At 60.3% G+C, this 17,830-nt stretch carries 23 protein-coding genes; 5 read left to right on the plus strand and 18 right to left on the minus strand.

Annotation, left to right across the window (positions count from 1 at the left end; translation table 11 throughout):
* Positions 1-453: 453 nt before the first annotated feature.
* Complete coding sequence (locus AOZ13_RS03740) at positions 454-1,251, minus strand: hypothetical protein (protein ID WP_020222871.1); 798 nt, start codon at positions 1,249-1,251, stop codon at positions 454-456.
* Positions 1,252-1,405: 154 nt separating this feature from the next.
* A complete protein-coding gene (locus AOZ13_RS03745) occupies positions 1,406-2,266 on the minus strand; it encodes a CBS domain-containing protein (RefSeq protein WP_020222697.1) in 861 nt (286 codons plus the stop codon).
* Positions 2,267-2,377: 111 nt separating this feature from the next.
* On the opposite strand from AOZ13_RS03745, the gene AOZ13_RS03750 reads away from it, so the two are divergent.
* Genes AOZ13_RS03750 through AOZ13_RS03760 form a run of 3 tightly spaced genes read left to right on the plus strand, consistent with a single transcriptional unit; the run spans position 2,378 to position 3,978 of the window.
* The gene (locus AOZ13_RS03750; RefSeq protein ID WP_020222696.1) at positions 2,378-2,734 is read left to right on the plus strand and encodes a hypothetical protein; all 357 of its coding nucleotides are present in this window, start codon (positions 2,378-2,380) and stop codon (positions 2,732-2,734) included.
* A 14-nt stretch (positions 2,735-2,748) separates the two neighbouring features.
* A complete protein-coding gene (locus AOZ13_RS03755) occupies positions 2,749-3,018 on the plus strand; it encodes a hypothetical protein (protein ID WP_020222695.1) in 270 nt (89 codons plus the stop codon).
* A 42-nt stretch (positions 3,019-3,060) separates the two neighbouring features.
* Complete coding sequence (locus AOZ13_RS03760; protein ID WP_049933802.1) at positions 3,061-3,978, plus strand: ADP-ribosylglycohydrolase family protein; 918 nt, start codon at positions 3,061-3,063, stop codon at positions 3,976-3,978.
* 37 nt (positions 3,979-4,015) lie between these two features.
* Here the strand turns inward: AOZ13_RS03760 and AOZ13_RS03765 are convergent, their stop codons facing one another.
* On the minus strand, positions 4,016-4,291 hold the full coding sequence (locus tag AOZ13_RS03765) for a helix-turn-helix transcriptional regulator (protein WP_020220555.1): 276 nt from the start codon (positions 4,289-4,291) through the stop codon (positions 4,016-4,018).
* Positions 4,292-4,436: 145 nt separating this feature from the next.
* Positions 4,437-5,372 carry an ImmA/IrrE family metallo-endopeptidase gene (locus tag AOZ13_RS03770; RefSeq protein WP_021779864.1) on the minus strand — a complete coding sequence of 312 codons (936 nt, stop codon included), beginning with the start codon at positions 5,370-5,372 and terminating at the stop codon, positions 4,437-4,439.
* Positions 5,373-5,589: 217 nt separating this feature from the next.
* Here AOZ13_RS03770 and AOZ13_RS03775 point away from each other — a divergent pair, with 217 nt between their 5' ends.
* Positions 5,590-5,865 (plus strand): hypothetical protein, encoded by a 276-nt coding sequence (locus AOZ13_RS03775; protein ID WP_020220553.1) that lies wholly within the window; start codon positions 5,590-5,592, stop codon positions 5,863-5,865.
* Between the two features lie 42 nt (positions 5,866-5,907).
* Here AOZ13_RS03775 and AOZ13_RS03780 read toward each other — a convergent pair whose 3' ends face one another.
* The 13 genes from AOZ13_RS03780 to AOZ13_RS03840 form a co-directional block, all read right to left on the minus strand.
* Positions 5,908-6,210 carry a hypothetical protein gene (locus AOZ13_RS03780; RefSeq protein ID WP_081706757.1) on the minus strand — a complete coding sequence of 101 codons (303 nt, stop codon included), beginning with the start codon at positions 6,208-6,210 and terminating at the stop codon, positions 5,908-5,910.
* Between the two features lie 72 nt (positions 6,211-6,282).
* The gene (locus tag AOZ13_RS03785; protein WP_020220551.1) at positions 6,283-6,495 is read right to left on the minus strand and encodes a hypothetical protein; all 213 of its coding nucleotides are present in this window, start codon (positions 6,493-6,495) and stop codon (positions 6,283-6,285) included.
* 62 nt (positions 6,496-6,557) lie between these two features.
* The gene (locus AOZ13_RS03790) at positions 6,558-6,821 is read right to left on the minus strand and encodes a DUF7389 domain-containing protein (RefSeq protein ID WP_020220550.1); all 264 of its coding nucleotides are present in this window, start codon (positions 6,819-6,821) and stop codon (positions 6,558-6,560) included.
* Between the two features lie 18 nt (positions 6,822-6,839).
* Positions 6,840-7,223: a DUF6166 domain-containing protein gene (locus AOZ13_RS03795; RefSeq protein ID WP_049933809.1), complete on the minus strand. Its 384-nt coding sequence runs from the start codon at positions 7,221-7,223 to the stop codon at positions 6,840-6,842.
* 210 nt (positions 7,224-7,433) lie between these two features.
* A complete protein-coding gene (locus AOZ13_RS03800) occupies positions 7,434-7,613 on the minus strand; it encodes a hypothetical protein (RefSeq protein ID WP_021779868.1) in 180 nt (59 codons plus the stop codon).
* Positions 7,614-7,615: 2 nt separating this feature from the next.
* A complete protein-coding gene (locus AOZ13_RS03805; RefSeq protein ID WP_049933804.1) occupies positions 7,616-8,107 on the minus strand; it encodes a hypothetical protein in 492 nt (163 codons plus the stop codon).
* Between the two features lie 192 nt (positions 8,108-8,299).
* Complete coding sequence (locus AOZ13_RS03810) at positions 8,300-8,521, minus strand: hypothetical protein (protein ID WP_199896981.1); 222 nt, start codon at positions 8,519-8,521, stop codon at positions 8,300-8,302.
* A 420-nt stretch (positions 8,522-8,941) separates the two neighbouring features.
* Positions 8,942-9,928 (minus strand): biosurfactant protein 1, encoded by a 987-nt coding sequence (locus AOZ13_RS13825; protein WP_449404296.1) that lies wholly within the window; start codon positions 9,926-9,928, stop codon positions 8,942-8,944.
* Complete coding sequence (locus AOZ13_RS03820; RefSeq protein ID WP_020220547.1) at positions 9,897-10,301, minus strand: hypothetical protein; 405 nt, start codon at positions 10,299-10,301, stop codon at positions 9,897-9,899. Before AOZ13_RS03820 ends, AOZ13_RS13825 begins: the two co-directional genes overlap by 32 nt.
* 91 nt (positions 10,302-10,392) lie before the next feature.
* A complete protein-coding gene (locus tag AOZ13_RS03825; RefSeq protein ID WP_020220546.1) occupies positions 10,393-11,313 on the minus strand; it encodes a transcription initiation factor IIB in 921 nt (306 codons plus the stop codon).
* Between the two features lie 85 nt (positions 11,314-11,398).
* Positions 11,399-11,845 (minus strand): hypothetical protein, encoded by a 447-nt coding sequence (locus tag AOZ13_RS03830; RefSeq protein WP_020220545.1) that lies wholly within the window; start codon positions 11,843-11,845, stop codon positions 11,399-11,401.
* On the minus strand, positions 11,842-12,417 hold the full coding sequence (locus AOZ13_RS03835) for a DUF7342 family protein (protein WP_020220544.1): 576 nt from the start codon (positions 12,415-12,417) through the stop codon (positions 11,842-11,844). Before AOZ13_RS03835 ends, AOZ13_RS03830 begins: the two co-directional genes overlap by 4 nt.
* 55 nt (positions 12,418-12,472) lie before the next feature.
* On the minus strand, positions 12,473-12,739 hold the full coding sequence (locus AOZ13_RS03840) for a type II toxin-antitoxin system HicB family antitoxin (RefSeq protein WP_020220543.1): 267 nt from the start codon (positions 12,737-12,739) through the stop codon (positions 12,473-12,475).
* A gap of 877 nt (positions 12,740-13,616) precedes the next feature.
* Between AOZ13_RS03840 and AOZ13_RS03845 the strand changes: the two genes are divergently transcribed.
* Positions 13,617-14,819 (plus strand): Cdc6/Cdc18 family protein, encoded by a 1,203-nt coding sequence (locus AOZ13_RS03845; RefSeq protein ID WP_021779871.1) that lies wholly within the window; start codon positions 13,617-13,619, stop codon positions 14,817-14,819.
* Positions 14,820-16,376: 1,557 nt separating this feature from the next.
* On the opposite strand, the gene AOZ13_RS03850 is transcribed toward AOZ13_RS03845, so the two are convergent.
* The gene (locus tag AOZ13_RS03850) at positions 16,377-17,771 is read right to left on the minus strand and encodes a hypothetical protein (protein WP_020220539.1); all 1,395 of its coding nucleotides are present in this window, start codon (positions 17,769-17,771) and stop codon (positions 16,377-16,379) included.
* Positions 17,772-17,830 lie beyond the last annotated feature (59 nt).

The following is a 17,830-nucleotide window of genomic DNA, read 5'->3' on the forward strand; positions in this document are numbered from 1 at the left end:
TTTGTGAGGTACTGATTCTGGAAAACGGAGTGATAGTCTCCGGCTAACTGTTCCGAGATGGAGAGTGGCCCCGACTCATCAGGCATACACAGGATATCATCTCACTTTGCAATAACCCTTTCGACGGTTTGCAGAGTTAGAGCGAATACCCCCGCCCCGTTTGCAAAGTGAGCCAGGAAATAAGAAGAAGTGGTGGCCAAAACAGAGCTGAACACCATCTGGATATGACTAGCAGTTATTAGAAGAATATATCGCGTACTGCACTACGGGTGTGGTACATCTAGTAAATACATAAATCCTTCTCCTATCTAGGGTCGCTTCAGCCGGTTTTCAAGGTTCATTCTTGCGGGTTCCCTGGTTACAGCAGAATCGGGCTATCTATCGCTCGTTCTCTTTCGCTAGCTCACTTTGCAAACGGGGAGGGGGTGGAAAACGGCCATCACTTAACGACGACTACACTGGAAGGCGACCATCCGGCCGCGGGACTCGTCCGTGCTTGATTTCGTGGTCGACGCGACGGAGGTGCTTGCAACCGCCGTCAGGTTCTCGCTTCTGGTAGTCCGGACAGGTACACGTCTCGGCGATGATGTCGACGTCGTAGATGCTTCCCGAGGCTGAGCGAACCTCGTACTGGCCGCCCTTCGCAAGGAGGGAGACGTCCATCTCCTCGTCGATCGCGCGCTGCGTTCGGGCTTCGAGGCCTCCCGTCTGCGCTTGGTCGCTCACGGCTTCGCGAGCTCGGACGTCGCCCGCACAACCACCGTCGGGCGCAACGGCCTGTGTGTCTCGTTCGAGGCGCTCGTCGAGTTGGTCCTCGACGGGGTGGCCGAGTGGCCAGCAGTAGTGGACTTCGCGACGACCTCGGTGGTTGTAGGCGCCGATGTCGACGGCGTCACCCGACCAGACGCGCCAGGCGCCGAGCGCACCCATCACGTCACTGACTGCTCTCGGGACGTGTGCGACGTCGTCGGGGTAGAAGACGCGGAACCGCGTGCAGTCCTCCCGGGCGGGCATTTCGTCCCACCAGGGGACTGTTGAGCGCCAGGTGTCCGCCATCGCCGCGTCCCTCCCGTACCCGACGGTCACGTCGACTGCCGATGAGCGCTGGTCGGCGTCGCCTTCGAGGAGTCGGAGGACGGCGTACCGCAGGTATTCGTGGAGCGAGTCATCGACGCCGCTCGCGACCGCCAGGTAGTCGTTCGCGACGTGCACCGCTTCCTCAAGGAGCGTCTCGAGATCGTGTTCGGGCATCGTTCGAAAACCGGGGTCTGTGCGCCCCGCCCCTCGCGGGCGCCGACAAACCTTAACCAACAAGACGCAGATCCTATCCCTATATGTTGGTTAAGATGCCGGCGCGTTGTGGCTACTCTGTGAGGCCACATGGCAACAGCCTCGTTAGGAGCGTCTATGGTCGCGTGTCAGGACCGACTTGCTGTTCCGTGCGTCGTGCTGCGGTTGGGTCCGGGTCGTAGCCAGCGTCTTGGAGAGACGCGAGTACCTCGGTGATCGTTTGGAGAGTGTCATGGAGATTCTCAGTTGTGCGGCCACTGCTGAGAAAGCGGTCACTGTCGGTGTTTTCGACGAGGAGGTTGGCGTGTGCGACGTCGTTGCGGAGTTCGGTGACGTCGTGGAGTCGCGCATCCGCGGTTTCATCTCGTGAGAAGCCACACGCCTGCCAGCAGGCCTCGACGTCGGTGACGATAGTTTCGAGAGTCGAGAACTGCGCGTAGTGGATCTCCTCAAGGGCGACATTCGCGGCTTGGGCGTCCTCGTAGCGCTCTTCGATCGCCTCGATTTCGCTGACGGTGACGGATGTCCGCTTCCAGTCGGGTGCCTCCATGAGGACGAGTTTGCGGAGGTGTTCTTCGAGGTAGGTGATGCGGTCGAACAAGTACATGCGGGCGGGGGCAGTGTTGAGGTCGGCGCGGGTGAGGACGCCGCTGACGTGATTGTGGCCACCAAGGAAGTAGGCGGAGTGCTCGATGAGGGCGGCGAGGACGGCAGGGAAGGCCGCGTCCCCGCTGATCATGTGAGTAATTGTGAGCGGCGTGAGGTAGGCGTCAAGCGTATCGCCTGTGGTGTCAGTGGTGACGTCGTCTTCGTGGATGAACCCGACGGGGTCGCTGTCTCGGTAGACGGGTGCGGCGTCGTAGCCATTCTCTGTGAGCCACTCGGCGGCGTCACTCGGCGACGTGTCGTGGGGGAGGTGTTCGACGGGCTTGGTGGCGAGTTCCGCTGCAGTACAGTCGTAGAGATCGCGAGGCATACTGTGAGGTTCTCGACCAGGCTACTCAACGCTGGGGGTCGTGTGCCGCGGCCGGATCTGTCTGTTCCACCATAAGACTAATGCATATGAGACATATATTATCACTTGATTATGCCCAAGGGACATTTCGGGCGGTCGGGGGCGAGTATCGACCACGGGGACGCGAAGGTGCTCTTCCCAGTCGACGAACTCGACGGAACGGTGTTCCAACATCGCGACGCCGAACTCGCGCTCGGCGACGTCGAGAGTGAGAACGTCATCGTCATCGTACCGACGAGTCTAGCGAGCAGTTACAGCCTCACTCAGCGTCCTCTCACCGCCATTCCCGTTGCCGACCTCCCCTTGGATGTCCGATCAGAGCTTGCCGACGCGCTCGACGCCCCCATCGACTCCTACGAGTTCATCCAGATCGGCAAGTGGACCGTCGATAGTCCTAATCACTCGCTCGCCGAATACACGAACGCGTAGCAGACGACCACACCATGCCCGACCAACTCGCGGAGCAGTATCCCGAAGCGGCACCATACATCCAGCAAGCCGTCGCGGAGCACGGCGAAGAGTGGGTGCTGGAACACTACGACGAGCAACTGTACCCACTCGGGCGGATCATGGCGATGCCCGATAAGGACGAACTGCCGTTCTACGACGACGACGAGCACGACACGATGACGGAGGACGAGAAGGTGGAGATGTACCAGGCGTGGGCAGCGTACCGAGAGAACCTCCGCACGGGTACGAAACCTGAGGAGTGACCGCGACCCTACACTTTTCTCAGCGGTCGTCCTTGGTGACGTATGGACGCAGATAGAGCTCGTGGTGTATTTCTCGGGCTTGCATGTGGTGATGCGCTTGGCCGGCCGGTTGAGTTCGCCTCGGCGTCGAATATCGTTGCCGAGCACGGTCGTCTCGACGAGATGGTCGGGCACGGCACGTGGAATCAGCCTGCTGGCACGATCACTGACGACACCGAGCAGGCACTCTGCATCGCGCACAGCCTCGTCGACCAACAGACGTTCGATCCGGCGGATATCGCGGAGCAGTTCGTCGCGTGGTACGACAGTGGCCCGTTCGATATCGGTCGGATGACGATGCGTTCGCTCAGCCGCCTCAAGCATGGTGACGCGTGGGATGAGGCCGGCCAGCAGGTCTGGGCGCAGAGTCCAGAAGGCCAGAACGCGGGGAACGGCAGTGTGATGCGGTGTCCACCGCTCGCGCTTCCCTACATGGAAGATCGGGCGCAACTCGTTACGGTGAGCCGGCAGTCCTCGCAGATCACGCACGCCGATCCGCGATGCACCTACGGCTGCGCGATTCTCACTCTCACCATCGCGGGTCTGCTCCATGATGTTGACACACCGCTTGGCGACGCGCTCGACGACGTTGGTGCGGACGCACCAGACGAACTCATGGCTGCATTCGAACCGATCGCCCGCGGCGACCGCCCTGCGTCACTGGAAACGTCCGGATACGTCGTCCATTCCCTGCAAACAGCGCTACACGACGGCCTGCACACCAGTAGTGCTGAGGAGGCAATCGTGACTGCTGTCAATCGCGGTGGTGACACCGACACTATCGGCGCGATCGCCGGTGCAGTCGCCGGCGCGCGCTTCGGTGCGTCGTCGCTTCCTGAGCGCTGGCTCTCCGCTATCGACGAGACTGCGGAAATTGAAGAACTGGTCGATCAGCTCGAGATCGCGGGACCCTCCGAGTAGAGCGGTTCAGAGTGGCCCGTGCCGCTAATTCGTGTCTCTACAGGTCGACGTACTGGTTTTCCCACTCGCGGCGTGCTTCGAGCTCGCGTCGGCCACGTCGCGTGAGCGCGTAGGAGTTGGTGCGTTCGTCGATCTTCCCCTTGTCGACGAGACCCTTCTCAACGAGCTCATCGAGGTTCGGATAGAGACGGCCATGGTGGACTTCGGTCTCGTAGTACGTTTCGAGTTCGTCCTTGATTGCGAGGCCGTGCTGCTCGTCCAGCCCCGCGATGACGTAGAGCAGGTCGCGCTGGAAGCCAGTGAGATCGTTCACTATCCCCATTTGGACTTGTCTATATATTAGCGTATCGGATACAGCCGCCTCAAGTAGGAAAATTGCCATCACACCGGCTTTCGCTTCCATTACTATTGGATAGTTTACTGAATTGGCCGCCTCTTGGTGTGGAGAATTCGGATCGCTATGCGGTCTTTGAATCGACGACGTCGATGAGTTGCTCAGCCGTTCGGCTGATTCGGCCGAGTCGCTCTCGGATTGCCTCCGGGTCGTCGCCGGCCCAGGCGGCGAGGTAGAACGACGAATTACTCGTGTCGAGGCCATAGTGTCGGCCGACGATGTACGCGACGGCCTCGGCTTCGAGTTCCTGCTCGGAGCGCGCCAGTGGGTCGCTGATGGCGCCATGGAGGAGGGCGTGTGCGAGTTCGTGGACGAGCGTCACCGCGAGATCCGCCTCGTTCGCCCGGTCACGAACCGCAACGAGTGGTGATTCGTCTGACTGACGTGGCTTGCAGATACCTTCTGCCTGCCCATGGATCCACTCGTCGGCGTCGACGAGACGCACCTCGACGTCGAGTTCCGAAGCTGCGTCTTCGAGGACGGTGACGAGGTCGCCGGCGTCGCCGGTCGCCGCCGTCTCGAGTTCGGGGAGTGGCTCGCCCTCGGTCTGTGAGACATCGAAGACCGATGCCGGCCGAAAGCCGACGAGTCCCTCCGACCACTCCTCCGGTGGCGTCTCGTCGTACGCACAGTCGCTTTGTTCGTGGTAGCTCGGCGAGTTCCCGCACTCTGGGCATTGCGTGGTGATGATGGGTGCCCAGATCCAGATGGCGCTCTCGCCCTCCTGGACGTATCGGTCGAACTCCTCTTGCCACGCTCGGTAGCCTGCCACCTTCGTTGCCTCCGGACACTGGAGGGTGATTAAGAGGGTGTTCCGGTAGGAGTAGTCGTGGAACCGACTCTGGACATCCAGCCACTCTTGGAACGCTTCACTCTCACGTGCCTCCTCGACGTGTGTGATGAGGTCCTCGACCCACGCCTCGATCGTTTCGGTCATCGATTCACTTCGCGAGCTCGAATCCTCGAACGCGACCGCTGACTCCGATTGTGCGTCACTCATGGATTTGGTCGCGACGACGCGCCGCGTGGGCGCGCCCGCACCCCTCCCGGGGCCAACAAACTCTGGCGCTGTGTCCCGACCGACGTCACTGCTTTTTCGAGTCGGCCGTCAGGACTCATCACTCGATGCTGTTGCTGAGACGGGATTGCTGGCGCTGTTCTCCTGGCCGCCGACATGGAACCAGAATCTACACGGCGTTCTCTCCCGAGCGTACGGTATGGCTAAGACCGTCGACGACCTCCGAAACGAGATCCGGGTCGCCACGGGCCGCTTCGAGCGCGAGATTTCGGCGACGTTCACGAAAGAGGACCTCGCCGCCATTTGCGATGCCGTCGGCTACGAGATCGACACCAACTCGCTGCCGCCGACAGCACAGATGCGCGCCGGTATCCTCGCGAGGATCGATGAACGCGACGACGATGCGACGAATGAGATCGGTCGGGCGTTCCGGAAGGGCGAACTCGAAGCGATTGCCGACGCGCTCAGCGAGTAGCTTTTCTCCCTCTCACTAACTGTCCATGTCGGGTAGTCGCAGCTAGTCGTGGAAGAGGCAGCGTGTTGCGGCGTTTTCGCCGGTGAGTGTCTGCTGGTCTTCGGGGGTATCGGGGAAGAGCGCGGCCTGCTCGTCATCCTCACTGGAGTCCTGTACTTCGGGGCGGTCGTCGACGCCGAACTCACTAGCCTTGGGTCGATCGCGTCGTGATTCGCGATCGCGATGGTCGACATCGGCGCCAAAATCCTCGAGAGACGTTTCGACGCTCGACTCCTGGACTTCAAGCCCGCCATCGTCACTGAACGCTGCTTGATGGTGAATCTCTGGGTTTGGTGTATCGCTCATCACTGAATGCCTCCACCCTCTCGGGTGGCTCGATAAACGTCTCGTCGGGCCACACACTGAGGCGCCGACTATCTAGCTCTCGTCGCGGACTTTCGCGGCTTGTTGCGCGAGTAAGTGGAGGATGGGCTCGCGATTCTGATGCGCGTTCTCGTACGCGACACACTCTTGGACGGTCTCGACGTCGGGAATCGTTACGATACAGGCGCGGAGGACGTCGGAGCTCGCTGGCGTAAGTCGCTGTTCGGGCGTGAGCGTACTCGTATTCTCGCTTTCTCGGTTGGGCATGATGGACGCCTCGCCCGCTCCCGGCGTCGACAAACCGATATCGAGAGCTTCCAGTAGCGTTCCTACTCGGTTTCAGCCTCGGGTTGGATTTGGCGTGCGTCCTCGGCGACCCGGTGCAGATACTCCCGAAGGACGTCCATGTCTTCTTGGGCGTCGTCGAGTGTCTCGGCTTTCACTTTGCCCTTGATCTTGTCCTCGTCGCGTGTTCCGGAGCCGCGTTTGAGTTGGACGGTGATCGAGACGCCGACGTCGGTACGTTCGACGTGCTGGGTTTCAGTCGGCTGTTCGGCGCGTGCGTCGCTCGAAGAGTCAGTCGTATCGGACATCGTTGGTGTGAGAGATGGCTAGGCAGTCGGTGCGACGTCGTCGTGGAGGACGTGTTCGATATCGGCGTCGGTGAGCGTCCAGGTGCCATCGGCGCCGTACTCGAGTTGGCTGATGACCTCATCTTTGAACGTCTGATAGTGTTCGCGGGCGAGCGCTGCGTTGTCCGTGTAGTTGAGGAGGACGGCGAGTGCGAGCTGTGCCGGGCCGCTGCCGCGATAGCCGACGGCGAATCCGCTCGGACTATGCCGGGCGATCTGGAGGCTGCGCTCCGGTGTGAGGCGCTCCCCACCGGGGTGCGTCGTCACGACCGTCTCGCCCTGCTCCCGGGAGCCGACGTAGCGAATCTCGCCCTGGTGATGTGTGGTCTGTGCCGTCGCGTGGTCGTCGAAAGTTCCACTCATCGTTCGGTTCGAGAGCACCACTCAGGCACTCCCGCACCCCTCTCGGGGGCGACAAACACGACGGCGGTCGCGGCCCGGCCAGTTTAACCAACACTGCCCTATTCCCGCTCTCAGATGTTGGTTAACACTCCGTCATCCAAACTTCCAAATCTGTCTAAGAGATCGTAAAGCGCCATCCAGGTGGATATTTACACTTTGCATACGGGGTGTCTACACGTCGCTCGTTCTCGAGAGTTCGTTCTCGAAGTAGCAGTCCGCACAGCGCTGATCACCCTGTGCGGCGTAGACCGGGTCCGCCGGGACCTCCCGACAGCTCGTACAGTAGCCGAAGGCGGTTTTCGGGATCGGCTTCTGCCACGGCGGCCGTCGACGAGTCGTGTAGCCCGCCATCGTCAGTAGTGGACGTCGGCGGGGACGATCCAGCACGACTCGGCGCCGCCGAGAATCGTGTTGAGCCGGTCTCGGTCCCGAATCCCCTGTCCGTGTTCGTCGTAGAGGACGACTGACGGCCCACGATAGGCACCAAGGTTGTGGCAGGCGTGCCGGACGAGGTCCTCGTCACGCATGATTGCCTCGTCGTCGAGTTCGTCCAAGCCCTCGCGAACAGCCGCGAGATTCTGCTCGAACGCCTCGATGGTCGCCTCCCAGCCAGCCTCCAAGAGGTCTTGGCCGGCGTTCGACTCGACCGGCGTCGCGGCCGGCCGCTCACCCCACCGTGCCTGGCCCGCCCCGGTGACGTCCGTCTCGTCAAACGTCACGTAGTAGTCGAACACGGCGTCGGCGTCTGGGGCGGCGCCGACCAGTCGGTCGAACGCAGATATGCCTGCTGCCAGTGCTTCGTCGCGCGTCGATGCCTCTACCAGCGCGTAGATGAGCATGTGCATCTTCGAGTCCGACGCACGCCCCCTCGGGTGCGCGTCACCCCTCTCCGCACGATAAACCTCTCAGAGACTACCGCAGGATACAGGATATCTCTCTCGTGATGGGGGCGATTTACACTCGACATCTGGAGTGTCTCGCTGTCGTCGTCGTACTCCTGCTGGTGCGACGTTGAGCGTTAGATAGAGAGGTCTAACTTAACGGCCGTAGAGTAAGTACGAGAATAGAGAAAATGCCAGTATTGCACTAATAAAGAAGATAACTAATCCGAGAAATCCAGACCACATCGCCCCCACAACAGCGCCGAAAACAAATCCGACAATAGCCGAGCCGAGTAGAAGGATAGCTCCCATCTGCCACTCTGCAAGAAATGCCACAACCTTTTCTCTCATACCATCACTTCCATTATTCTTTCCCATACTGGCACTTTCATTATACATTCGAATAGTCTTTTCGACAGTAGATATACAGTCTGGTTCGGCCTCGTCGCGCTGGAATTATCCACACTCCCGATTCGGTCAATACAGGCGACTAATCTCTCGGTTTGTCAGGCGGCTGCTGGAATGTTCGGAGCGATAGCGCTCGCAATGAATAAATCTGCGATAAAAAGAAGAAATGCAAATCCGCCGCTGAACTCGTGGGTATCAGTAGTGAGTGATGCATGAACGTACGCAGCCAGACTTACCACCATAATTCAAGAACTTGAATGTAAGTCAATAAGTCCACTGGAACCGCATGTTCAGTAGACCCTGCGTCCCGATACAATCGCAGACCCACCTAACGGTTGTTTCATCTAATATATCGCAGCAGGAAGGATAACGGTCTATCTGCGCTCCGGGTTACGATGGGTTCGGACCGTGGCGTGATGTCCCACAGACTCGACAGTCCCAGATAGGCTGCCCGGCCCACTGGTCGGCGGGACTGGTTTCGGTGCCGTGGAAGCGATGCCGGGTTTCACGCTCGCAGCGTCGACACATGAGTGTCTGCCGTGTCGGCGTCGCGGACGACCGCTGTCCTGTGTCGTCGGGACGCGACGGCTGTTGGAGTGCGAGCGCGGGGACGAGCCAGAGGGGGTCCGCTGCTTGCTCACGCACTGCGGTGAGTCGCTGCCGCGAGTTGATCGCGTCCCCGGCATGATCGTAGAGGTAGGTCGGGTGTCCGCCCGAGTCTGCATCATCCTCCCACTGTGTGCGGTCACACGCTTGGTGAAGCAGGCGCTCGCCGACGTCACTCTCCACTTGGACGACGTCGGGAAGGCTGCCCCAGTGGTTGGTGAGCGTTCGCGACGGCGAGCCATCACCATCCGCGACGAGTTCGCACTCGTGGATTGCGGTGTCGCCTTTTGTGACGAGGAGTGAGTGTGCGGCGGTCCCCTTCGCGAGCGCTGCGTACTCCGTTCGTGCTGGGACGAGCGTGAAGACGAGATGGAGGAACTCCAGTTCTGTCTCCTCCCCCTGTTGAATCGGTGTCTTCGACGCCGCGTGTTCACGGCGACACGACGCACACCGCTCACTCGTCGGTGGGACAGACGGGCCACACTCCGGACACGTCGACGATGCCTGTACAGACCCAGGATAGTCAGTACTCGCCAACTGGTCGCGTGGCTCCTCGTCTTGTTCGAGGACGTGATCTGGCTCTCGGGTTGCTTCGCCTCTGGGCCGAAATGCGTCCTCGTCGCGACGGCGATCAGGGTCTCGCGTCACACGATCTGTTCGCTCGCCTCTACAGATATATCTGGGCCGGTGGTGGTCTGATTGCAAGTTGGGTTCGTGTTCTGTGTTCTCGGTCGGTGCCCTATTCTCGCGGGTCACCGACCGGGACGTCACCGTACTCGGGACAGTTCACCCAGCCCTGCCCGAACGCCGCTCCAAACCCCTCATCGGGGTACCACTCGTGTTTTTCTCCGCAGTTTGGGCAGTCGACGTGTGGGGGCTGGATCTCCGCGGCCTCCTGTTGGAGATAGTGATTCCCTTGGTAGGCGTGACAGTGCTGGCAGACGTTGCCCCAGACTCGCTTCTCAAGAGTCCTACTATATACTCGCTCGACTGGCGTTTCATACTCCGCGAGCAATGCTCCGAGTGGCGTATCCAGATGGTCGTTGCGGGGCCACACAACCGGCGTGTCCTCACCACACTTCCAGCACTCCGTCTGCCACGTCACGAACTTCTCGTGATCTGCGGGGAACTCTTCCGGGAGCATTGTTGCTCCCCTTGTTCGCTCTATTCGTATTTGGCTGCTTCTACGCCTTGACGCAGTATTCTCCCCGCCTAACTACAGAAGTAGATTCGGACTACTGGAGTTCGCTGCGGAGCGTCTCGCGATGCGTCCGAATCGTCGTCGTCGTGACGCCCGCGACGTCCGCGACTGCAGCCTGTGTGAGCCGGTACTCGGTCTCCTGCGCTACGTGATAGAGGCAGGCCGCAGCGAACCCCGGTGGTGATGCGCCCCGCGCGAGAGATTCGGCCTCGGCGCGTTCTGCGAACATCCGCGCCTGTCGCCGGACGCTGTCGGGGACATCGAGGTCGGAGGCGAGACGTGGGAGGTACGCGTGTGGCTGCACCGGCTGGGCCGGCAGTCCGAGCTCTTTGTTCAGGGTCGCGTAGGCGTTGGTCACACGATTCTCCCCAACACGTGCGGCCTCAACGACGTCCGCGAGTGGGAGTGAGCGGCCGTTGCATCGGCAGGCGGCGTAGACGCTCGCTGCCGCCACCGCCTCGATCGACCGCCCTGGGAGGAGTCCCTCGGAGTGGGCGCTGCGGAAGAGCTGGCACGCCTGCTCCTGGAGCGTGTCGTCGACGTCGAGCACGATCGCGACTCGCTGTACCTCTCCAAGTCCGTGGCTCAGGTTTCGCTCCTGTTTGGAACGGAACCGCCCCCGTTTCTGCTCGCGACGTAGTCGGCCGAGCTGCCGGCGCTTCTTCGCCGAGAGCGCATTCCCCTTCCCGTCGCGTTTCCGCCCGATCGTCGTCGAGAGTCCTCGGTCGTGGCGCGATGTCGTCAATGGAGCACCTGTTCGCTCGGTCTCCTCCTCGTACACCGGCTCCCCGCTATGGTCGATTGCGTGTTCTTCCAGGACGAGTCCGCACGCCTCGCAGACTGTCTCCACCGTGTTCGTCGCCACTCGCCCACCGCATTCCGGGCAGCCGTTCGTCTGATTGTCAGTCTGGACGTCCTCGTCGAAACCGTTCGCGTAGATCTCTCTCGAAGCCATCCTGATCACGAGGTATCCGGGGAGCGCGTCGGTCCGCCGAACTCCTCACCCCTCTCTGGGGGTGACAAACAGACTGTGGAGTCAGCTAGTCGGTCCAGAAGCCACGCTGGCGGTCCTCAACTTCGCTTAAGACTGCTGCAAGAACGTCCCGCCAGTCAGCGGGATGGCTGGTATCCTCCCCCGGCGTCGGCGCGTCCGGCCCTGGGTGAATGTGATCTAACGCGTTGTGCGTCGAGGGATGCCGGTCCCACCGATGGTCAAACTCGCTCTCGGCATGGCTTTCGTGGTAGTGAATGGAGAACGTTCCATTCTCAAACCAGACGATGTCGAGACGTGCCTCGTTAACCTGTACTGGGTAGAGCGCGGAATCGAAGACACAGACGAGCCGCTCTGGTGCGGTCGGCGGCGACTCCTCAATTCGAGCGAAGCGAGCATCGTTTCCGAGACGCTCAGCGATGATCGAGAGCCGTTCGAAATCGACCGGTGCACCATCACCGACGTCGAGCTCGGGCGTCTCGCCACCGTCGCTCATGCCGGCGACTGCTGGCCAGCAGCACCGTCGTCCACACCAGTGAGCGCGCGTTCGAGGAGTGCGATCCGCCGTCGCGTCGTCATCCAGAAAGAGACGTCCTCCCAGACGTCCTCCACCCGTTGGTCGTGTTCCCGTGCGTACGCCGTGATCGAGACGTCCTCGGGTGTGTCGACGTCGAACTCGGTCGCGTACGACTCATCGCGGGCCGTCGCAGTCTGGAGAAACTCGAGCAGTTCGTCCTGCGAGTACTCCTCTTGGAGGTGCTGTATGCGCCGCCACTGGAGATATGCCTCGTTGCGCTCGTACGTCGCCGGCGCCTCCGTCACCCGCGTGACGACGCCCATGCGCTCGAACCACTCCAAGTACTCACGTGCGGCATCCACACCATGCTCGGCACGCTCCGCGACCTCCTCGACGGTCGTCGGGCTATCAAGAGTCAGGATCGCATCAAAGAAGTCGTCGCGCGTCCGTCCTCCGCGGACGACGTCCTCGGGTGGTGTGAGCGCATCGAAGTTCGGAGCGTTCCGCTGCTCCGCCGCGTCGGCTTGCAACTCCTCACGCGGTTTCTTCATACTACTCCCAACGCAATCAGACGGGATAAATATTCCTCTAGGCGGAATATTCCGTCTACTTGAGGAAGTCGGGACGGTCGGTGTCGCGAGTTGTGGTCGCCTCGGGGTCGATCCCCAGCTCGCGGAGTTCCGCATCGGTCGGTTCGTGGCCGATCTCGCCCTTGTGGAGCGCGACTGCCTCATCGAGATTCTCGAGGGCGTCTACTCGTGACTTTCCTTGGGTCGTGACGCCGGTCTCGACGTCCGTCGCGATCCACCAGTCGTCCTCACGCCACAGCCGAATCTCCCCCGGACGCGGACTCTCCTTCGACGACCCAGCCATTATCGCCTAATTCGGCCGCTAACCGGTAACTATCCGGTGCTGTCAACCACCCGTTGTGCGGAACGACACCGATCTTAACCAACACATGGCGGTGTTCCTAGTTCAGTGTTGGTTAATCGAAGCGGGCCCTCCACTGGTTCCGGAGTTAACTCACGTACAGTAGCGTCGTGTCAGGAGATACGGTGGCAGATGATTTCGGTGCTCCCGCAGACAGGGCATTCGTTAGTCGAAGGATCAACGGTCGCACCGCAGCGCCGGCACTCCACGACTCTCTCCGGTTGTGCTGTGGGCGAGAGCACTCGCTTGAGTAAGCGAATCATGTGTTAGGCCCCCTTGGGAGCGGGGACGCGGCCAGAGGAGGGGCTAGCCGATGTTGGAGCGTGTGACAGTGGGCGCGAAGCGCGCTCCCCCTCCTAGCTGGTTCGATGCACTCGAGGCGGATATAGTCCAGTGACTTCCGTGGCCGGCACCTCCCACACACCACTTTTCACGAGTGTTTGTGGGCGAATGGCATAGCGGTGGCTGGTAGGGAGACACCAGATTTCACGAGAGTTGTTATGGACTCCAGAGGGGGAGAGACACACCACTTTTCACGAGAGTTTCCATGATCAAGGGCCGGGGCGAAACAAGATACAAGGTTCTCCTAGAAAGAGACTAGACAGAAATAATCTTATTTCTACCCACTACGGATACTGTTTCTGCACTCTCTACTTATTCTTTTCCCATTCAATGGGTTGTCGTAGGCTGCTCTACTCTTGTAGCTCCAACACTCGTGAAAAGTGGTGTGTCTCTGTTTTATATACCGCTAACTCTCGTGAGACTCGCGACTCTTATGAAGCATGGGTGTTTAAGTAACTCCTGTCCCATGTCACCACCAATGGGGCTCGCACCGTTCGCACCCGACAATACCATCTTCAAGAACGAAACCGCGCTCCGAGACAGCTACCGGCCCGACGAACTCCTTGAACGCGACGAGGAACTCGCCGCCTACCAAAGCGCCCTTCGTCCAGTCATCAACGGCGCCCAACCCAAGAACATCTTCCTCTACGGCGAAACCGGCGTCGGAAAAACCCTTGCCACCCGAATGGTTCTCGACCGCCTCCGCCAGGACCAAGCCGACTACGACCATCTTGACCTCCATACCGTCAACCTCGTCTGCAAGTCGATGGGGTCCAGCTACCAGGTTGCTGTCAATCTTGTAAACGAATTCCGCGACCCACACGAGGAGATTAACTCCACTGGCCACCCCGCCAGCGACGTCTACAACAAACTCTGGACGCACCTTGAGGAGCTCAATGCTACCCACTGCCTCATTGTTCTCGACGAAATCGACGCGATCGGCAGTGATGACAACCTCCTCTACGAACTCCCACGCGCCAACGATAACGGGAATGTCGAGAGTACCTGGGTTGGCGTTATCGGTATCTCGAACGACTTTACGTTCCGGGAGAGCCTCAGTGCGCGCGTCACAGATAGCCTCTGCGACGAGGAGATTCACTTCCCGCCCTATGACGCGAACCAACTCCGCAAAATCCTCACCCAACGCTCCCAGGACGCCTTCCGCGACGACGTGCTCAGCGGCGACGTCATCCCTCTCTGCGCTGCCCAAACCGCCCAAAAGTATGGGAGTGCACGGCAGGCATTGAAGCGTCTCTACAAGGCTGGCGACCTCGCTCGCGATGAGGGTGCTGACGAGGTCACTGAAGACCACATCCGACAGGCTGACGATCTGGTTGAACGCGATAAAGTCCAAAGCGAACTCTCCAAGCTCCCTACCCAGGCGAAAATTGCGCTCTACGGCCTCCTCATGCTCGACGACGACGGGAAGACGCCCGCGAAGCGCTCCAAGATCTACGAGCGCTACTCGATCGCAGCGAAGCAACTTGGTGCGGACGTCGTCTCCGACCGCACCATCCACGACAACCTCAGCCAACTCACCCTCAAGGGCTTCCTCGACGTCAACGAACAAAACGAAGGCCCGAACGGCGGCAGCTACTACGAATACGAATTCAGCATCCGCCCTGACCTTGCTCGCGATGTCCTCCGACACGACGGCCGCACCGGCGACCTCTGGGAATAGTTCCCGTTAGGTTCTGTAGAGCCCTAGCCGGTTATTCGTCAGTAGAACAGCGTACCCGTATCACGATTTTGAATACAGCCCTCTGGGCTGTCTGTACTCCGCTATTCTCGCCACTAGCGGTCTTCCGCTGCACCGGAAATAGTACTCTCTCCCTCCCCCTGATTCCTCTTTTCCTCCACCTCCCGGATATACTGCTCCTTCACCGGCCGGTCAGCGTATTTCTCGCCCCCCACAGTAGTTAACTACTCAACAAGAAATACCACTCCCCACTGGAAACGCCACTTCAGCTAATCTAATAGGGGTTCGCTAACTCGTGCAATCTGGGGGGTCCTCTGTCGCCGCGAAAGACAACGAGTGCTCGCCGAGCAATCAACTAGCAGGCGGCAACACAAAACACGACTGCGATGACACCATCACCGAAGCATACGTTGCGGCAATTCGTGACCAGGTCAATCGCGGCCAGCTCCGGAATCGGATTCATGACTAGCCGACTCATGCCTGCCTGGTGCTTGCAGGTGTCGCTCACGCAATCGAATCAACCCCAGCCTAACACTCGAAACGACCTCTGTCTCCCCCATCTCGGAATATAGCGATATACACGCTCTTTGACCGCTAAGAACGCCGTCTATGGAATACAGAGGGGTCGTTTCGAGTGCTTCAGGGGACGGTCTCTCTAGTTCTGTGGCGACAGTCGCTCGGTCGCTAACTCGTGCAATCTGGGGTCCCCTACTTATCCATAGCGCGCCGTCGATCCCTGTCTCAGAGATCGCCCCGCGAAGCGTACGTTGAGACACGTCGACTGAGACTCGCGGATTTTTGCACTGGAAATTCTACTCCCCACTGGAAACACCACCCGGGGGTAGTGGCACTGGAACCACCACTCTTGCTCCCAGCTTAACCAACACTCCGCGCATTACTGCTCGTACTGTTGGTTAACGCGATGGCGCGCTCTCACAGATTCGTTGTATCCGCCAGATTGGGTGCTCCACTGACCGGCAGCAGTCCTCCCCAGTCGTCGACGTGACCTTCTCGCAGAGACTCACGAAATACGAGGGTGGCACCCCCCAGATTTCATGAGTCTCTCTTGCCCTTCGGACGGGCTTTGAGGGGCTACAGCCCCATCTCCGGTTGGTTGTGGTGTCGATAACTGTTTCCGACGAGTAGTTGCTCCAGTCTGCGAGTGGTGAAAGCTCCGGAAACGGTGGAGGGGATGGACCCGTGCTTCGGCACCCAACTCTGTGAACTCGTCCCATATTATGCGGACACGGTGGGGTGTGTATCCTTGACTTCTCATGAAATGTGGGGGGTCCCCCTACTGCAATCCCCGTGATATGACGTGAATCCCGCATTAGCACTCCCTTCGTGGAACATCCCCTCAAGAGTCCTGCGTACGGCGCCGTCGTTCGCGACGACCCTGCACATCGCGGCGCCCGTTGACGACTTTCAGCACGTCGAACCTCCATGAACCCTCGCCGTTGATTGATTCACCCTTGTATCAGCATCTGCCCAGCGAGCAGCTTGGCTCAGCCCCACTCTGAAACGGGGGGTAGATAGCGATCAGTGCTTGGGGAGCGGTGCGGGCTCGAAGTCGAAGTCCGTCCGATTAGCGGGTGCGTCCTCAGGAATCTCCTTGTGGTTGAGGAGGGCGTCTGGGTATGCATCGTAGGCGAGTCCAATGAGGAGGGCTTCGACCTCCGCAAGGTAGGCTGGATAGCCGTATGGTCCGGGATACTCGGCTGGATCCCACGCGCGCACCCAGAGGTAGAGTTCGTCTGTGAGCTGGTGGGTGCCGTCTTCGACGAGTTCGCTCGCCCAGCTCAGCTTCTTCGATGCCTCCCCGAACACTGTCTCCGAGAGCTCACCAACGTGCCAGTAACTTCCGTCTCCCCAGCGGGCGAAACTCCGCGTCCCGTCGCGATTCTGCGCGATCTCCTCGAAGTTCGCGCTCACCTCGTTCTTCTTCCCGTACGCTTCCGCCTTCCCGATATATCGCGGCACGATATCCCCCACCCCTGGGTCGTCTTCGTCGGCGAGCTGGTAGAGTACATAGAGGAGGCCGTTCGGGCCGTCGGTCACTCCATCCTCGTCGACGCATTTCCGCCCCTCGCTGCGGATTCGGTCGTCGATTTCGGCCGTCCGCTCGAACACCGTCGAGGATCCGATCTCGGTCAACGACACCGTCAAGTCCGCGTCCGTCTCGAACAGTGGGATCGGATCCGCCAGCGATTCGTCCTGCAGCTCCGCGTGAATCGTCTCCCTGACCCAGGCCTCCCAGAGGTCAGCCTTCGTCTCCCCATCGCGGTCACGCGTCGGCGGTTCCCCGGCCAGCATCGCTTCCTCGCTCTGCTCGTCCGTGTCGAACGCAACCCATTCCGGCCCAAGCGCGCCCATGCGTTGTGCGACGCGATTCGGGACGAAATCCCGATTCGCCAAGACACGATCGAACCCCGGATACGAGTGCGCGAGCCCCACCAGTTTCCCCTCGAGCTCGTGGCGATACGTCGGATAGCCATACGGGCCCGTTTCGATGTCGTCGACGTCGACGACCCACGCGCAGAGTGGCGCCGTCGACTGCTCGTAGACGGTGGCGATATGGTCGTACTTCCCGTAGCTCCCCCAGGAGCCATCATCCTCCCAGTCACCGATCGGCACCGCATCACGGAGCCGCCGGAAATGCTCAAGCAGCCGACTCGCAACGCTTCCCGTTTCGCCGATATAGACCGGGCGAATCGACTGTGGGCCATCAACCGGCTCTTCGAGCAGATAGAGCAGGTAGAGATAGTCCCCAGATCCCCGGCCGAGGCGATATGCATCGTATGCCTCAGTCATCTCGAGTTCCGGCCCGGAGGCGTCGATCATCCGGACGGGATCCGGCGTCTCCACGTCGCGAATATCCGAGAGCACCGTCGCCTCAACCCACGCCTCCCAGACATCCGCCTTCGTTCGCTCCATCACTATGCTTCAAGTATCGGCCTCAGACATACAAAAACACTCGGCACAACCGGCAATCG

The organism is Halarchaeum acidiphilum MH1-52-1, assembly GCF_000474235.1.
Lineage (GTDB): Archaea > Halobacteriota > Halobacteria > Halobacteriales > Halobacteriaceae > Halarchaeum > Halarchaeum acidiphilum.

Bases quoted from the DNA above. Each gene is read 5' to 3' on its own strand.
- AOZ13_RS03800 (WP_021779868.1), bottom strand. From the start codon at position 7,613: ATGGCGGGCTACACGACTCGTCGACGGCCGCCGTGGCAGAAGCCGATC.
- AOZ13_RS03835 (WP_020220544.1), bottom strand. From the start codon at position 12,417: ATGAAGAAACCGCGTGAGGAGTTGCAAGCCGACGCGGCGGAGCAGCGG.
- AOZ13_RS03790 (WP_020220550.1), bottom strand. From the start codon at position 6,821: ATGTCCGATACGACTGACTCTTCGAGCGACGCACGCGCCGAACAGCCG.
- AOZ13_RS03830 (WP_020220545.1), bottom strand. From the start codon at position 11,845: ATGAGCGACGGTGGCGAGACGCCCGAGCTCGACGTCGGTGATGGTGCA.
- AOZ13_RS03780 (WP_081706757.1), bottom strand. From the start codon at position 6,210: ATGAGCGATACACCAAACCCAGAGATTCACCATCAAGCAGCGTTCAGT.
- AOZ13_RS03775 (WP_020220553.1), top strand. From the start codon at position 5,590: ATGGCTAAGACCGTCGACGACCTCCGAAACGAGATCCGGGTCGCCACG.
- AOZ13_RS03745 (WP_020222697.1), bottom strand. From the start codon at position 2,266: ATGCCTCGCGATCTCTACGACTGTACTGCAGCGGAACTCGCCACCAAG.
- AOZ13_RS03850 (WP_020220539.1), bottom strand. From the start codon at position 17,771: ATGGAGCGAACGAAGGCGGATGTCTGGGAGGCGTGGGTTGAGGCGACG.
- AOZ13_RS03825 (WP_020220546.1), bottom strand. From the start codon at position 11,313: ATGGCTTCGAGAGAGATCTACGCGAACGGTTTCGACGAGGACGTCCAG.
- AOZ13_RS03770 (WP_021779864.1), bottom strand. From the start codon at position 5,372: ATGAGTGACGCACAATCGGAGTCAGCGGTCGCGTTCGAGGATTCGAGC.
- AOZ13_RS03820 (WP_020220547.1), bottom strand. From the start codon at position 10,301: ATGCTCCCGGAAGAGTTCCCCGCAGATCACGAGAAGTTCGTGACGTGG.
- AOZ13_RS03760 (WP_049933802.1), top strand. From the start codon at position 3,061: ATGGACGCAGATAGAGCTCGTGGTGTATTTCTCGGGCTTGCATGTGGT.
- AOZ13_RS03805 (WP_049933804.1), bottom strand. From the start codon at position 8,107: ATGCACATGCTCATCTACGCGCTGGTAGAGGCATCGACGCGCGACGAA.
- AOZ13_RS03785 (WP_020220551.1), bottom strand. From the start codon at position 6,495: ATGCCCAACCGAGAAAGCGAGAATACGAGTACGCTCACGCCCGAACAG.
- AOZ13_RS03755 (WP_020222695.1), top strand. From the start codon at position 2,749: ATGCCCGACCAACTCGCGGAGCAGTATCCCGAAGCGGCACCATACATC.
- AOZ13_RS03810 (WP_199896981.1), bottom strand. From the start codon at position 8,521: ATGGGAAAGAATAATGGAAGTGATGGTATGAGAGAAAAGGTTGTGGCA.
- AOZ13_RS03840 (WP_020220543.1), bottom strand. From the start codon at position 12,739: ATGGCTGGGTCGTCGAAGGAGAGTCCGCGTCCGGGGGAGATTCGGCTG.
- AOZ13_RS03845 (WP_021779871.1), top strand. From the start codon at position 13,617: ATGGGGCTCGCACCGTTCGCACCCGACAATACCATCTTCAAGAACGAA.
- AOZ13_RS03750 (WP_020222696.1), top strand. From the start codon at position 2,378: ATGCCCAAGGGACATTTCGGGCGGTCGGGGGCGAGTATCGACCACGGG.
- AOZ13_RS03740 (WP_020222871.1), bottom strand. From the start codon at position 1,251: ATGCCCGAACACGATCTCGAGACGCTCCTTGAGGAAGCGGTGCACGTC.
- AOZ13_RS03795 (WP_049933809.1), bottom strand. From the start codon at position 7,223: ATGAGTGGAACTTTCGACGACCACGCGACGGCACAGACCACACATCAC.